This window comes from Flammeovirga sp. AWQ4_249 (assembly GCF_056161045.1).
In genome coordinates, this window is the sequence record NZ_JBSWYJ010000002.1 from 122,165 (window position 1) to 136,744 (window position 14,580).

The window sequence follows — 14,580 nt, forward strand, 5'->3', positions numbered from 1 at the left end:
TGTATTGATTAAAAATAGTATGCATGCATACTAAATAGTTGATCACAATATGGAAATAATAAATTGGAAAGTCAACTATTTGTGAATGAAGAAGTAAGAGTAGAAATTATAAAAGCTTATTTACAATATCTTGATGATTATTCTGGAAGTATTCTTTTAAATAACCTTCTAATAGGTCAAACTGTGTTCTATTGAAGGTATTTTCTATTTTACCATTAGAGAAATGGTATATTTTATCTGATAGTTTTTGTAAAGCACTAAGTGTATGGGAAGCAATTAGGATTATTTTCCCTCTTTCTTTTAGAGTGAAAATAATTTTTTCCAGATCAATGGAAGCTTCTACATCTAATCCTAGGAATGGTTCATCTAATAATATGATAGGAGAATTGGTACTTAATAACATCATTAGCCCCAATCTCTTTTTCATCCCTGTAGAATAATGATCAACCATTTCATCCAATGGTAATCCAAATATTGAATTCCATCCTTCGATATCAAAATCAGGGTATCTTACTTTAAAAACTTCCAAGTGTTCTTTACCTGTTATTCTAGAATAAAAAGGTGTTTTTGCTTCAAGGTAACCTACTTGATTACGCTCAATAGGATCATTATTAAACAATATCTCGCCTTCATATTGTTTCTTCCATTGGGCTATAATTTCAAATAAAGTCGTCTTTCCCACTCCATTTTTTCCAAGAACACCAATAATGTTGCCCTCATCAATAGACAATGAAATACCATTGAGAACTTTTTTCTCACCATATGAAAAAGCTATGTCTTTTAACTCTAACATTGTTTCATTTATCATTTAAAAATAATAGGATAATTGCTTATTTGCCTTTTTCCAAGATCTAACAGCCACAAAAATAGGCAATGGAAGTAAGAAAGGAATAAAAATGCTGATATAATAAAATACATTTAATACAGAATTTGCCTTAAATGTAGTCTCAGGCTCATAAGTAACATATTTCTGAAGGATAATTAAAAAGAGTACGAACATAGAAGCAAGGTACAAGTAGGTTAAAATGTAACTTAATTCTAAGTAAAAAACGACTCCAATAATTAATGAAAAAGCATTGACTAAAGAAAATAACCGCATCATATTATATGCCTTTTTCTTTAAAAATACTTTAGGTGAATCGGCTATTGCGTGTAGTAATATTCTTGGTTCATTGGTTGTATAAAATCCTCCAACACTAATACTTGCTACTACAATACTCACCAACAAAAATTCAAATCGAAATATCCCTACGATTGATAATATGAAACTCAACATAAGGCTCCAAGACCCTCCATTTCTCATTCCTGCTTTCCAATCGTATGCACTTTGTGAAAAAGGTAGTGGTAAGACAAATCCTTGATTCTCAATAGAACGATTCGTAGGCATAATACTAGCCAAAATAGGTATCAACATTACAATTGGATATAATGTATAGGCTTCTGAAAAGATAATTCCCCATGTAAATAAAAACATCCAAATACTATTCTCTAAAGCATAATATAAAAATGGAAATTTTAGTAATTGTAGTACTATTTTTTCATCCTTACGATTAGATTGTACTGCAGTCAAAATGGATAATAGTGCTGCACTCACAAACAATGCATGGAGTTGTTTCTCTATATGGATGAGGAAAAATTGATAGTAACAATAGAAAAAGAATAGAATAACTAAACGTAAGATACCCAGTTCAGCTAATGTCCTTTTCGTTTGTTTTACTTTAATATTTAAAAGATGTAGTAGTAATTTAAAAATCACAATTATTTGGTTTTAAGGCAATTTACCATGAACCCTGCCTTTCGTAAGTCGATAATGAAACATGAAGATGATCGCCAGTACCATCATGTCGTACAATATTAAACCCCAAAGTATTAAAATAAATTTGACTAAACCAAATCATCCAAAATGGTCTTCCTTGTGTTCTGAGATCCATTGCATGTACATATCCTGTATTTTGAGGATAATGTAAAGATCGTGTTTTTGTAGATAATCCCATTTTAGTATAATCCTCAGGTGTTCTGCTCAAAGAAGTTATTAATACATCATTGTCTAAAAAAAGTAGTGTTCTGAGACTGATTTTAAGAAAGGGATGTAACTCCGTGTATTCTTGTTTGACTTTATCTGATTTTGCATTTTCACCTGTAAATGAGAATAGTGCAAAAACTGTATATCCAACCACCAGTAAAAATACGGATAGTGTCACTCTTTTCACTGCTACAAAACTGACTTTAAATTTTCGAAAGAAAAGTAAATAACCAATTAATAGATAAGTTAATAATACAAATGTAAGCACAATAACACCCGCCGTTAACCCTAGACTAGATGGTAAGTTATATTGATGATACATATAAATCGCCGTACGGATCATCAATGTGAAAGGAAGTACTGTAATGATTAGAAATACATTTGACCATAGAAAAAACTTAATCAGCAACCGTTTGAAGGAGAATTCTCTTTTGGGTTCTGGTGTCGCATAATCAGTGTAAGTCGTTGAAGAATAATCCATTGAGCTTTTTCTTATTTTGAGAATACAATAGTTAAACTTTTATTTACTTTAAACAAATAAAGAATTACTGTGTTTTTAAATGTATCATTAAATTAAAAGAAAGAAAATTCATCCCAAAAATTATCTGTCATGAAAAAAGCAATTTGGAATGGTGAAGTGATTGCAGAAAGTAATCAAACCATAGAAATAGAAGGAAACCAATATTTCCCTCCTTCATCTTTGAAAATGGAGTTTTTTAAACCCACTCAAAAAAGTACATCTTGTCCTTGGAAAGGTACTGCTTCCTACTATACTCTTTCTGTCAATGGAAAAGAAAATACAGATGCAGCTTGGTCTTATAAACAACCAAAAGATGCTGCCAAGGAAATCAAAGATTATGTTGCCTTTTGGAAGGGTGTAGAAGTCAACTAAAAATAGTAAAAGACAAAAATGGCTACCAATTGGTAGCCTTTATTATTTTTTCAGTTCGAGAACTTCTTCTTTTTCATCCCCAGCTTGGTCTTGTTTTATAAGTTTTTTCTCTACTTTGATTTCATCTTTCTGTTCAGTTGTATCTTTTTCTCTAAAAGAAAGTAATACAATCGGAATACAGATAAGCATTACAATAGACCAAAGTGTCGTACCAAGTATTGTTTTGATATTATTCATGTTTATAGTAGTTCATTTCATTATTTCATTTTCTAGAAATAATTTAAACCATAAATACGAAATATCAAAGAATAAAGATTCAGTTCTATCCTTAATTAATCGAATTTTGATAATTATCTATTATATATTGGTAAACTTCAACATAAAAAAATCCAACTTAATCACATGATTAAGTTGGACTCTCCCTCCAGTTGATATATTTATTAAATTATATTTCTTGATACCAAGTAGCGATCTCCTCCCCAATTCTATGTGGATTATCTTCTTGAATAAAATGTAATCCTTCTCCATTATCAACAGCTTTAAGGTTTGAAAAATTTTCCTTGATAAAGGTCACATCATTTTCTCTAATTAATGCACCTGGAGAAACGTAAATCAACAATTTAGGTAAATCCGTTTCTGTCAACCATTCTCCATACGCTTTAATTTTATCATATGATGATTTTGGATCTTCTCCAATTGGGATAGATTGTGGAAAAGCTTTCAGTACTTTTCTACTTTTTATCGTTGGATAAGGCGCCTTATAATGATAGAATTCTTCTTCCGTTAAATCTCTTACAATCATGCTAGGCAACATTTTTTTAATGAACATATTACCTACGCAAATCATCAATCATCCAATACCTGGAGTCCTCATCATCTTAAAAGCTGTTTGCATTTCAGGTGATGGTTCAATAAGTTTTACCATCGCTTCCATAAATGCCAATGCCTTGATATTTTCACGATGTGTATTCGCATAATGAAAACCTATTCCTGACCCCCAATCATGAAGAACGTGTGTAATATTTTTTAAGCCAAGTTTCTCAATAAACTTTGCGAGATAATAACTATGATCTTTATAAGATTAATCGATGTTTGGCTTATCTGATTTCCCCATTCCGATCAAGTCAGGAGCAATACATCTACCATAAGGTTTTAAGTAAGGAATGATATTTCTCCACAAGTATGATGATGTTGGATTACCATGAAGGAATAAAATAGGATCACCTTCTCCTTCGTCTATATAATGCATTTTTCTTCCATTGACTTCAACATATTTTGATTCAAATGGGAATGCAGCAGAAATTTCTTTCTTATTATTTTCCATATTTCAATTGGTTTTTAATAATAGTATTAGGTCACACACAAATAGATTTCACTAAAGTTAAAGTTTACTTTCTTCTGATCAAACATATAGTACTATCTGTTTAATATTTACTTCCATCTTCATATATGATTTAAAATTCTGAAATGTTAACAAGAAATTGCTTAAACACAAACCAATAACAAAATATGTCTTATCATCCTATTAATGAGTAATTTAATACAACTCACAACTTCTTAAATTCTGATATTTTAGATAAATTAAGGGTTCGAAATATTTTTTAAATTTTTGGAAGAAATCTAACTATTATTTTTCCCGTATTAAATGAAATGTAATTATCATTCTAGTATTACATTATAGATTCCCTAAATAATTATTATTACAACGTGAAAGATCAAACTCCTATTGGAAAGAAATTATTAAAATGGATTGTCTATCTATTTGTTGCTTTTATTGGTATTAGTCTTATTGCTGTTATACTGTTTTATGCTAATCGAGAAACCATCAAAAATAAAGTGATGGAAGCGGCCAATAAAGAGCAGAAAGGTGACCTTCAAATTGGACAAATTGGTATTGCTCCTTTTGAAGATTTCCCCAACTTTACCTTACAACTTCAGGATATAGAATTCTACGAAAAGAAAGAAGCTGATCGTATTACTGAAGATCTCAACAAGCCCATAGCTGCTTTAGGTAATTTCTATGTTTCTATTGATATCGTCAAATTGATCAAAGGAGATATTCATGTAGGTGCTATAAAATTGGAAGATGGCGAAGTCAATATTCGCTATTACAAAGACAGTACCCTAAACCTGACTAATGCCTTAGGTATTGATCTTACGGATACTACTCAAGTAGAAGAACCTCAAGACACAACGAAGAAAGCTCCTCCTGCATTTAATATTGCATTGGATGAATTAACCTTAAAAAATATCAAAGTCACGGCCTATAATGCGATCACAGAAGTGGGTGCTGGCCTACAAATTCATCAAGTGACCACTTCATTAGATTATGCTAAAGAAGAAATAAGAAATGATCTTTTAGTGAATGTTGAATTATTAGGCATTCTAAAAGAGAAAAAAATATTATGGAAAAATAAACATCTTGAATTTACTTCTGAATTGCGATTTGACCGCATGCACAAAATATTGAACATTGATACTTGTGATATTAGTTTGGAAGGTGCGGCATTTGCTTTATCGGGAGCGATTGATATTCCTAATGACATGTATCTAGATTTAGATATCCATGCATCACAAAAAGATTTAAATATTGTCAATCTCCTTGCAAATGGGAAATTAGATGTCAAAAAGATGGAGGAAAACTTTACGAGTACTTTGGACGGATTGAATTTCGATGCCAAAGTAACGGGTAAATCTGCAACTACTTTACCTAAGGTAGAAGCTACTGTCGAACTCAATAAATTTACCTTAAAAAGTAAAAAAACTCCTTATGCTATTCATGATTTTAGTTTTAAAGCTTACTTAAATACAGGTGACTCTACTGACCTTTCCCAATTAGAATTTGATTTAAGTAAATTCAATATTCAAACAACAAATGGAAGTACAGGTGGATCATTAAAAGTGACGAATGGTATCGAACAGCCGCATATCGATTTAAAATGGAAAGCCGATTTAGGACTCGATAATTTTAATGAATTATTGACGAACGTACCCATTGATAGCCTTGGAGGACATATTAAATTCCAAGCTGATGTAGCCTATGATATTGACCTCAAGAAAAAGAAAATATTAAACATCAGTGATAATTCACAGCGTATTGCATTAACTGTAAAAGACTTACATTTCAAACATATTCCTTCAGGAATGAAACCACGTGAAATGGGCGGTGTTTTTTATATCTGGGATAATCACTTGGGTGTACAAAATTTAACCGCAAAAGTGGATGGAAGTGATTTTAAGTTTAATGGCAATATAGACAATGTATTATTCTATGCTTTAGGAATGCAAACAGATATTATTGCCAAAGTAAAATTGGAATCTAAGCATTTTTTAGCAAAAGAATTACTCCAATATAAAGATTCTGCTAATGTTGATTTAGTCGATAATTTACATGACATCAAAGTTGATTTTACTTTAAAAACAACAACGGATGGATTGAATCACTATAAGTTACTTCCTTACGGATCCTTAGAAATCAATAACCTACAAACCTCATTTGATAATTTCCAATCGATCCATAATGTCACTGGCTTAATGGGAATTACACCTAAACATATTGGTGTGAAATACTTAAAAGGGAATATTGGTGAGAGTGATTTTACCTTTAAAGGTGGATTTGAAGATTACGATGGTATAGTGTTCAAAGACTCTGTCATTACGATAAAATCTGGGTTCAATATCCAATCCAACTCAATGCGTGTAGTAGATTTCTTTACGTATGGAGATTCTTTATTAGTTCCAAAAACGTTTGAGAACGAAAGGATGAATAATTTCCAAATAGCAGGAGGAGTTGATGTTGTAAATCAAGAGTTATTCTCAGGTAAAAAAGTACCTAACTTCCGTCTTTGGATGAAAGGTTTGAAATGGAGATTAAGTATTTCACCACTAATTTTTAGAAACTTCAAATTCGAATTAGTGAAAAATGACAATAATATTCTTCTTAATGACTTTACAGGTAAAGTAGGTGAAAGTGATATGACTTTTAATGCACAACTTTACAATATCACTGATTCAACAAGAAAAGATTTTTATGGTAAATTCCAGGTAGATGCCAAAATGATTAATTTTAATGAGTTATTGTTATTGACCTTGCCTGCGGAAACTTATGAATCTAGTTCTGCCTCTAGAGCAAAACAAATTGAGGAAGAAGAGCCAGTTGATTTATTTGCAATCAAGTTTCCAAACCTCGAATTGGATGTAAATGTGGATCATATGAAGTTGATGGAAATGAACATCAAGAATTTCAAAGGTGAAGTAAAGACTTCTCCTAAACAAACAGTTGCGCTAAATGATGTTTCTGTTCGATTGGGTGATGTAGGTACTTTAGAATTGTCAGGTTTAGCCAATCTAAAAGATCCAAAAAATGTGATGATGGATGGCAAAGCCAAGCTGATTAATGTCGACCTTTCACAAGTAGATTTTGAAGTCGATTATGAAGGTGATGTTATTAATGTTTCCAAGAATTTTGATGGTATTTTGAATTCAACAATGACTGCGAAAGCAAAAATCAATGAAGATCTTTCTGTAGATATTGGTAATACAACTGCTCAAATTGATATGACTTTGACGAATGGTAGAGTGGTTGATTTTGCTCCATTAGAAGCGATGGCAACTTATTTTGGGAACAAAGACATGAATAATATTCGCTTTGATACACTTCAAAATAAGTTCACGATAGAAAAAGGTGTTTTCTATATACCAAGAATGAGTATTGCCTCTACTATTGGACAATTGTACATTTCAGGTGAACAGCACTTGGACATGAATATGGCGTATACTGTAGAAGTTCCTTATAAATTAGTGAGATCTGTAGCCTGGAATACCTTGACTGGTGGAGGAAAGAAAAAGAAAAAGGATGAACCTGATGAGATCCAAAAAGATGAAGGAGGCAAATATGTTGCTGTTCGAATTGAAGGAAATACCGAAGATTTTAAAATTAAATTAGGTAAAGGTAAAAAGAAGAAAAAGAAGTAAAAGTTTACCTTCTCCGAAAAGAAATACATTGCCCTTGGTTTTAGTTAAATCAAGGGCATATTTTTTACTACATATTACTATTCTTATAACACTTTGTATGATATATCTTTTCTTGTTAAATTTATTCTGCTTTCATACTAAATATCAGTATCTTACGTAGTACTAAAACCTAATTGGCTTAATCCATAGATTTTGATTAATTAATTATTACTATGCATTCTTTATCGAAAATATATTTAGCAACGTTATTTTTTCTCATATCAATTCAATGTTATGCACAAAAACCATTAACTGAAATTAGTGGAGTTATTCAACCTAGTCCGATGAATAATTTCAATACGATTTTCAAGTCGGACGTAAAAATTGATGATAAATATAAAACAAGTACTAAGAGGACATTTATCAATGGCAATCTGACCATAGGAAGTAAACAAACCTTAGTGGTCAATGATGGCGATACTCTTATTGTATTCGGTTCTATATATGTAGAAAATCATTCTTTTTTAGTGAATAAAGGAAGTATTGTAATTGAAAATGATCTAATACTCGGTAAATCTGAAAAAGATAAAATGGTATCCTTTTTTAATACTCCTGAAGCTAGTTTATTGGTAGGTAACAATATGCATGGCCCTCACCCTACAAAATGTAAGTTTGGAGGAAATATCATTGTTAATAATGAAGTAAGAGTTCGTTTTAAAGGCAATGATTTAAAAGATAATAAGTCATTTTTCTATGGTTCAAATTCTGTTACTACATTTAAAAGTAAGATTGAAGATCCTAAGAATATGGATATAATCATGGCATTTGGAAATACTACTAAAGTCATTCCCGAATATCAAGATATCAATAATTTAGGTGATGAATATCTGACAGCCATGAAAGAGAATCCTAAAACAGCAAAGTATAGAAACTTTGTTGGCGGAGTTCCTGATGATTTACCTTCCTATCATCTTATTCAATTTTTAAGTAATGATCCTACTACAGCAGATCAATTACCAGTAGAACTTACTTACTTTAGTGTTGCTGTGGAGGATGGTAAAATTGTCACTTTTTGGGAAACAACCAAAGAAATCAATAGTAGTCATTTTATATTAGAAAGATCATTTGACGGAAAAAAGTACAAAGTAATTTTTGATAATATAGAAGCCGCTGGAAATTCTGATAGAGCCACTCAATACAAAGTCAAAGATCCTAAAGAACAAAGAGAAAGAGGAAAAACGTATTATCGTTTGACACAAGTTGATCGAACTGGTAAGGAAGAAACTTGGATTGAGGTGATTGAATTTGGTAAGAAACAACAAGGAGAGGTATTGAGTGTTTATCCTCAATTAGTGCAGGATGAGGTAAATGTAATATTAAAATTATTACCGAATGAGACACCTACTTTTAAGCTTATATGTACAAAAACCTATCAAGTAAAAGAACTTCCTACTCCTACCTATGATGGCAGTAAAGCCACAATAGATTTCTCAGGAATTCCTCCTGGAAGTTACACATTGATCGTGAGACTAAATGAAAATGTAAGTCATAGAGATCAAATAGTAGTACAAGGAACAGAAAATGTAGCGGATAAAGAATAAAGAGTAAATAATAAGAAAGGACGAAGTTTAATTAAATAAGCTTCGTCCTTTTTTTATACTATTGCCTCTGATTGGACATAACTAAACATCTTGAGCTTTACACCGAATTGTGTGAAATAATGTCTAAAATCAAGACCCAATTTCAAGGCTATTTTTTCTGATGGATAATTCCCTTCTTCAATCACAGCAAAAATAGGATTGACCTTCCAATCATTTTTTCCAAAATCAAAAATTACTTTTGAAGCTTCATAAGCATACCCTTTCCCTCTATATTTTTCACTCAGTATCCATCCAATTTGAATATCATGCGTATCAGGAATTGGGTTCAAGTTGATTAAACCTACTAACTCATCATCTTTCTTTAATCTTGCCGCCCATATAAACCCGACTCCTTCCTCCGCCTCTTTTACTTTTCGATGAAGTTTTAATATATGCTCTGCACGCGATAAATCTTGTAGAGGTTCTATGTATTTAAAAATATCTTTTTCACCGAACATCACCATAATTTCATTAAAATCAGCGGGTTCAATGCGTTCTAGTTTTAATCTGTCAGTAGTAAAATTTTTCATTTAATTGGGTAATTATTCTTTGATTAAATCCGAAGATAAGGTATCTACAGAACTATGTCCAGAAGTTCTGAGAATATCTAAGAATCCTTTGATGGTATTTTTATGATAATTATAAACCATCACACTTTTCACCTCTGGAACCAATCCTTTTTGTAATTCTTTTCGTTGAGTTGCTACACCAGTAGGGCAGGTATCTGTATGACAACGTAAAGATTGAATACAACCTAAAGCAAACATAAATCCACGAGCACTGTTGCAAAGATCTGCTCCAAAACATAATGCTTTGAAAATGGTAAAACCATTAGATACTTTTCCAGCATAAATAATCTTCACTTCTTGACGAACACCTTTATCAATTAATGTTTGATGAACAAATTTCAATGCATCATCTCCTTTCATTCCAATATAATCTGAATATTCTAAAGGTGCTGCACCTGTTCCACCTTCAGAAGCATCTACAGTTATAAAATCTGGAAGAGCGTCTTCTTCGATACATTTATCAATCAAATCCTCAAACTCTTTTTTAATCCCAATACACAATTTAAAACCTACTGGCTTATTCCCTGACAAATTTCTAACTCTTGCCACGAATTTAGGTATATCCGTCATCTCTTTGATTTCAGGATTTAAAGGAGGTGAAAGTACATCTGTATGCGGTTTTACTAATCGAATTTTAGCAATTTCTTCTGTATTTTTTGCAGCAGGAAGTACTCCTCCATGACCAGGTTTGGCACCTTGAGAAAGCTTTATTTCGATCATTTTGATTTCATCCATTGTTGCCTTATGCTGAAAATGTTCATCATTGAAAGTCCCTTCTTCATTTCTAAAACCAAAATTGCCCGTACCAATTTGTAAGACAATGTCACCTCCTTGCAAATGAAAAGGTGTAACGCCACCTTCACCCGTATTATGATAAAATCCACCTTTAGCGGCTCCTTCATTAAGTGCTTTGATTGCATTTGCACTCAATGCTCCAAAACTCATAGCGGAGATATTGAATAAAGAAGCTGAATAAGGATGTTTGCAATGTTTTCCTCCTATCGCAACTCTTGGTGGTTGAGCTAATTTTTTACCAGGAAACATCGAATGTCCTAACCATTCTGCGTGCTCATCATATAAATCTAATTCAGTTCCAAAAGGGTGAAATATTTCTTTATCTTCTGCTCTTGATTTGATAAGGCTGATTTGGTTCTTATTGAAAGGTGTTCCATCTGTATTTCTCTCCACAAAATACTGTTGGAGTTCAGGAGAAATAGCTCTAAGAATATACCTTAAATGACCAACAATTGGGTAGTCTCTAAGAATTGCATCTTTTTTCTGTAAGGCATCATACCAACCTACCACCATCACAGCTAAAATAACTGTAAGTATAACCAATTGATCAGGTTCTTCAATATAAGCAAGAACGATAATTGGTAATAATAATAAGCTAACGATTAAGTAGGTTTTTCTAATCATAATAGGATATTCGAATGTACGTTGACAATACCATTAAAATACAAATAAATTAGAGCATATCATTATTTGAAAGACAGAAAAATTCTTCCAACTTTTTATTCTCTAAATTGAAATAAATATCGTCATATATTAAGTATTTCAATATATTTTAACTTTCTAGGTAAAACCATTTTCCTATAATTACGTAATACGATACATTTTACTTTTTAGATAAACAGATTATATAATTTTATAGAAGGTTTTTAAATAAAAATCTTTCAAATTACCCGTTTTTAACCACTATAAGCTCTATTTGTTAATACAATACCTTTAACTATTTTCAGTAAAATGGATCATAAAATCATCAGTAAAGGACTTCTAGATTTAATAATAAAACTGACATTTATTTGCATTGGAATTTATGGTTTATACCTATTGAGATCTGTATTGATTTATGTTACAATCGCTGCAGTAATTGCCTTAATGGCATTTCCCATAAAACTATACTTGAAAGAGAAATTTCGTTTATCCAAGAATACTGCATTAGCCGCTGTAATTGGCGGTTTTGCAGTAATTCTAACCTTATTTATCAGTCTCTTTATTCCATTGATCATGGAAGAGGCACACAATCTCTCTCTAGGCAACTTAACTGAATTCGAAGCCAATATCGACGAAACATTTTTGTCGATCAACAAGTACACGCTGAAGTACGGAATTGACTTGTCAATTATTAATGTAGGAGACTTAATTCAGCAGAAAATCCATTCCACACCTATTGCTTTTTCTAGTATTATTAATACTATTGGCACTTTAAGTGTAGGTGTTTTTTCGGTCTCCTTCATTGCTTTTTTCTTTATGAAAGAAAGTGAATTTATTGGTGATTTCTTCACGTCTATAATTCCTACTCATAAAGAAAAAGCAGTCATGTCATCCTTATTGAAAATTAAGCGATTATTGTCTCGATACTTTGTGGGTTTGGCTTTTCAAGTATTGATCATTTTTATTATATATTTCTTTTCATTGATGGTCATTGGCGTGAATAATTCACTAGTTATTGCCTTTCTATGTGCTATCCTTAATTTGATTCCTTATGTAGGGCCATTAATCGGTTTAGGCCTAATGGTTGTACTTGCTTTGAGTGAAAACCTGGGATTAGATTTTAAAACACAACTGGTTCCTTTAGTTTCTCAAATTGCAATTATGTATGGAGTCGCTCAATTTATCGATAATAATATCTCACAACCTTACATATTTTCAAAAAGCGTCAACTCTCATCCTTTGGAAATTTTCCTTGTCATTTTTGTCTTTGGTGTTTTGTTTGGAATTGTGGGTATGATCATCGCTGTACCTTTTTATACAGTATTAAAAGTAATCTTGAAAGAATTTTATCCCAATCATCCATTGGTTGTTGCTTTAGCTGAGAATATTTAAAAATATATAGATGTTTTGACCTAATGCCTAAGAGGAAGATTTCTATTCCTCTTAGGCATTTTTTTATATCTATTCATCTCTAAAAAAGAAGTATATTTAGACACTAATTAACATCTTACTACGAATTGAAATGAAAAAGAGATTACCATTTTTTACGGTCTTATTTTTCTTGTGTGGGCTATTTATTTTACCAAGTAAAGCACAAATTAAAGACTCAAAACTCTTCGATATGGAAGAGATTTTAGATGAAAGTACACTCAATGTCAAAATCCTGAAGGATTGGCATATTGTAGAAGGAAAAGTCCCTACTCGACAAAAATTGATAGAAATTCATGTAGGAGAATTTTACAAAGGAGAAGCTTTTCGAGTACCTGTCAGATTAATTGTACCTAAAGATCGAAAAGCAAAAGGATTCCATCTTACGGGTGGGCATCGATTAGAGAAAATTCAAAACGATTATATCATTAAGCGTTCTACAGATCAACAACTCATTGAAAATGGGCATGGCTTGGTACAAACAGTTTTACAAAAGCTTTCTTCATGGGAAAATAAAGCATTGGAAAAACGTATTGATGCCTATTTTGCGAAAACAATGGATCCTAAATCTACAGTTCAGTATTATGGTTGGCCTGCTCAATTAATGCGCTGTATTACGGCTGCATATGCTGATAAAGATTATTTTGAAGAAGGTAAAGTTTTGGCTTCTGGAGGTTCAAAAAATGGGGCATCTCCTTCTGTGGCATTAATCCATGATACACGTATGACAGCACTCTTTGCTACTGTCTCACCTTATGCTAAATCAGATATCAGAATGCGAAATGAAGTTATATGGAAAAAGGTAGAGAAAGCGAATAAGGAATATGTTTCAACACATGAAGTCAAAAAGAAAAAGCATCATTTTTTAGGAGGATACTTTGGTCCTTCCTTTGTTGACCTTCTTTTAAATCACAGTCATTCTTGGCAAGACCTTCAAACTTTTGCACAGACATTAGGTCAAGAAGTATTTATTGCAGACAATCTTGACGCTTTACAAAAGAGAAATGTAGATTTATTATTTCATCCTGGCACACATGATTTTGTATGTTATGATATTCCTTTAGTGGATAAAAACTGTGAAAATATTCCTGTTTATTTACAAGTAAATGCCGGTCATGGACATAAACCAGAACGTAAAGAAAAAGATATTCGTAATGCTGACGCTTTCATTCTCAAACATTTTCTAGGTACTAAAGATGAACTTCTTTCAAGACCGAAAGTCACTACAGAACTTGATGGCAATCAATTGCATATTCGATTTGAAGTGGCACAAAATGAAGTGGCTGAAAATGTACAATTGTATTGGATGTTTGATCGTCCCTTTTCTTCTACAATAGGATATCTTCAAGAAAAATATCCCGAAGAGAATATAAAAATTTTGAAAGAAAGTAAGGTGAAAGGCATTTGGGAAGTGACCTTAAAAATTCCAAAGGGAATTGAGACAGTTGACTTCTTTGCCAACTTTGGGAAAACCATTAAAATAGAGCATCAAAAAATGAAGACCTATATTTCATCCCCATATACTGTTATTCATTTAAAAGAAAAACAAAAGATCTAAATCAGTAAAGAGTTGTTCCATCTAAGAGCAACTCTTTTTTTATAATATCAAGAAAATCAGCTTTCTGTTAACGAAAACGA

12 protein-coding genes and 1 pseudogene are annotated in these 14,580 nt (G+C 31.8%); 5 read left to right on the forward strand and 8 right to left on the reverse strand.

Features of this window, described 5'->3' with window-relative positions; all coding sequences use genetic code 11:
- Positions 1 to 106: 106 nt before the first annotated feature.
- The 3 genes from ACXAHM_RS02445 to ACXAHM_RS02455 form a co-directional block, all read right to left on the reverse strand.
- Positions 107 to 793, reverse strand: a complete 687-nt coding sequence (locus ACXAHM_RS02445; RefSeq protein WP_474958807.1) for an ATP-binding cassette domain-containing protein — start codon at positions 791 to 793, stop codon at positions 107 to 109.
- Between the two features lie 15 nt (positions 794 to 808).
- The gene (locus tag ACXAHM_RS02450) at positions 809 to 1,594 is read right to left on the reverse strand and encodes a hypothetical protein (RefSeq protein ID WP_474958808.1); all 786 of its coding nucleotides are present in this window, start codon (positions 1,592 to 1,594) and stop codon (positions 809 to 811) included.
- 184 nt (positions 1,595 to 1,778) lie between these two features.
- Positions 1,779 to 2,504 carry a hypothetical protein gene (locus ACXAHM_RS02455; RefSeq protein WP_474958809.1) on the reverse strand — a complete coding sequence of 242 codons (726 nt, stop codon included), beginning with the start codon at positions 2,502 to 2,504 and terminating at the stop codon, positions 1,779 to 1,781.
- Positions 2,505 to 2,633: 129 nt separating this feature from the next.
- Here ACXAHM_RS02455 and ACXAHM_RS02460 point away from each other — a divergent pair, with 129 nt between their 5' ends.
- Positions 2,634 to 2,915, forward strand: coding sequence for a DUF427 domain-containing protein (locus ACXAHM_RS02460; protein WP_474958810.1), 282 nt, complete (start codon positions 2,634 to 2,636; stop codon positions 2,913 to 2,915).
- Between the two features lie 42 nt (positions 2,916 to 2,957).
- Here ACXAHM_RS02460 and ACXAHM_RS02465 read toward each other — a convergent pair whose 3' ends face one another.
- The 3 genes and pseudogenes from ACXAHM_RS02465 to ACXAHM_RS02475 all read right to left on the reverse strand — a co-directional run bounded on the left by ACXAHM_RS02465 (position 2,958) and on the right by ACXAHM_RS02475 (position 4,239).
- Positions 2,958 to 3,152: a hypothetical protein gene (locus ACXAHM_RS02465; RefSeq protein WP_474958811.1), complete on the reverse strand. Its 195-nt coding sequence runs from the start codon at positions 3,150 to 3,152 to the stop codon at positions 2,958 to 2,960.
- A gap of 208 nt (positions 3,153 to 3,360) precedes the next feature.
- On the reverse strand, positions 3,361 to 3,717 hold the full coding sequence (locus tag ACXAHM_RS02470; protein WP_474958812.1) for a hypothetical protein: 357 nt from the start codon (positions 3,715 to 3,717) through the stop codon (positions 3,361 to 3,363).
- Positions 3,718 to 3,765: 48 nt separating this feature from the next.
- Positions 3,766 to 4,239: pseudogene (locus ACXAHM_RS02475) on the reverse strand (alpha/beta fold hydrolase).
- A 383-nt stretch (positions 4,240 to 4,622) separates the two neighbouring features.
- Here ACXAHM_RS02475 and ACXAHM_RS02480 point away from each other — a divergent pair.
- Both ACXAHM_RS02480 and ACXAHM_RS02485 read left to right on the forward strand, forming a co-directional pair.
- Positions 4,623 to 7,889 carry a hypothetical protein gene (locus ACXAHM_RS02480; RefSeq protein ID WP_474958813.1) on the forward strand — a complete coding sequence of 1,089 codons (3,267 nt, stop codon included), beginning with the start codon at positions 4,623 to 4,625 and terminating at the stop codon, positions 7,887 to 7,889.
- Positions 7,890 to 8,101: 212 nt separating this feature from the next.
- Positions 8,102 to 9,469, forward strand: coding sequence for a hypothetical protein (locus ACXAHM_RS02485; protein WP_474958814.1), 1,368 nt, complete (start codon positions 8,102 to 8,104; stop codon positions 9,467 to 9,469).
- Between the two features lie 53 nt (positions 9,470 to 9,522).
- Here the strand turns inward: ACXAHM_RS02485 and ACXAHM_RS02490 are convergent, their stop codons facing one another.
- Entirely contained in the window at positions 9,523 to 10,038 is a 516-nt protein-coding gene (locus ACXAHM_RS02490) for a GNAT family N-acetyltransferase (protein ID WP_474958815.1), read from the reverse strand.
- A 12-nt stretch (positions 10,039 to 10,050) separates the two neighbouring features.
- Complete coding sequence (locus ACXAHM_RS02495; protein WP_474958816.1) at positions 10,051 to 11,496, reverse strand: FMN-binding glutamate synthase family protein; 1,446 nt, start codon at positions 11,494 to 11,496, stop codon at positions 10,051 to 10,053.
- Between the two features lie 327 nt (positions 11,497 to 11,823).
- Here ACXAHM_RS02495 and ACXAHM_RS02500 point away from each other — a divergent pair, with 327 nt between their 5' ends.
- Entirely contained in the window at positions 11,824 to 12,906 is a 1,083-nt protein-coding gene (locus tag ACXAHM_RS02500) for an AI-2E family transporter (RefSeq protein WP_474958817.1), read from the forward strand.
- Positions 12,907 to 13,036: 130 nt separating this feature from the next.
- The gene (locus ACXAHM_RS02505; RefSeq protein WP_474958818.1) at positions 13,037 to 14,500 is read left to right on the forward strand and encodes a hypothetical protein; all 1,464 of its coding nucleotides are present in this window, start codon (positions 13,037 to 13,039) and stop codon (positions 14,498 to 14,500) included.
- The last annotated feature ends 80 nt before the right edge of the window (positions 14,501 to 14,580 follow it).

What these genes read in the sequence shown, in the direction of transcription:
- ACXAHM_RS02445 (WP_474958807.1), bottom strand. Translation starts at nt 793, where the DNA reads ATGTTAGAGTTAAAAGACATAGCTTTTTCATATGGTGAGAAAAAAGTT.
- ACXAHM_RS02455 (WP_474958809.1), bottom strand. Translation starts at nt 2,504, where the DNA reads ATGGATTATTCTTCAACGACTTACACTGATTATGCGACACCAGAACCC.
- ACXAHM_RS02460 (WP_474958810.1), top strand. Translation starts at nt 2,634, where the DNA reads ATGAAAAAAGCAATTTGGAATGGTGAAGTGATTGCAGAAAGTAATCAA.
- ACXAHM_RS02465 (WP_474958811.1), bottom strand. Translation starts at nt 3,152, where the DNA reads ATGAATAATATCAAAACAATACTTGGTACGACACTTTGGTCTATTGTA.
- ACXAHM_RS02470 (WP_474958812.1), bottom strand. Translation starts at nt 3,717, where the DNA reads ATGATTGTAAGAGATTTAACGGAAGAAGAATTCTATCATTATAAGGCG.
- ACXAHM_RS02485 (WP_474958814.1), top strand. Translation starts at nt 8,102, where the DNA reads ATGCATTCTTTATCGAAAATATATTTAGCAACGTTATTTTTTCTCATA.
- ACXAHM_RS02490 (WP_474958815.1), bottom strand. Translation starts at nt 10,038, where the DNA reads ATGAAAAATTTTACTACTGACAGATTAAAACTAGAACGCATTGAACCC.
- ACXAHM_RS02495 (WP_474958816.1), bottom strand. Translation starts at nt 11,496, where the DNA reads ATGATTAGAAAAACCTACTTAATCGTTAGCTTATTATTATTACCAATT.
- ACXAHM_RS02500 (WP_474958817.1), top strand. Translation starts at nt 11,824, where the DNA reads ATGGATCATAAAATCATCAGTAAAGGACTTCTAGATTTAATAATAAAA.
- ACXAHM_RS02505 (WP_474958818.1), top strand. Translation starts at nt 13,037, where the DNA reads ATGAAAAAGAGATTACCATTTTTTACGGTCTTATTTTTCTTGTGTGGG.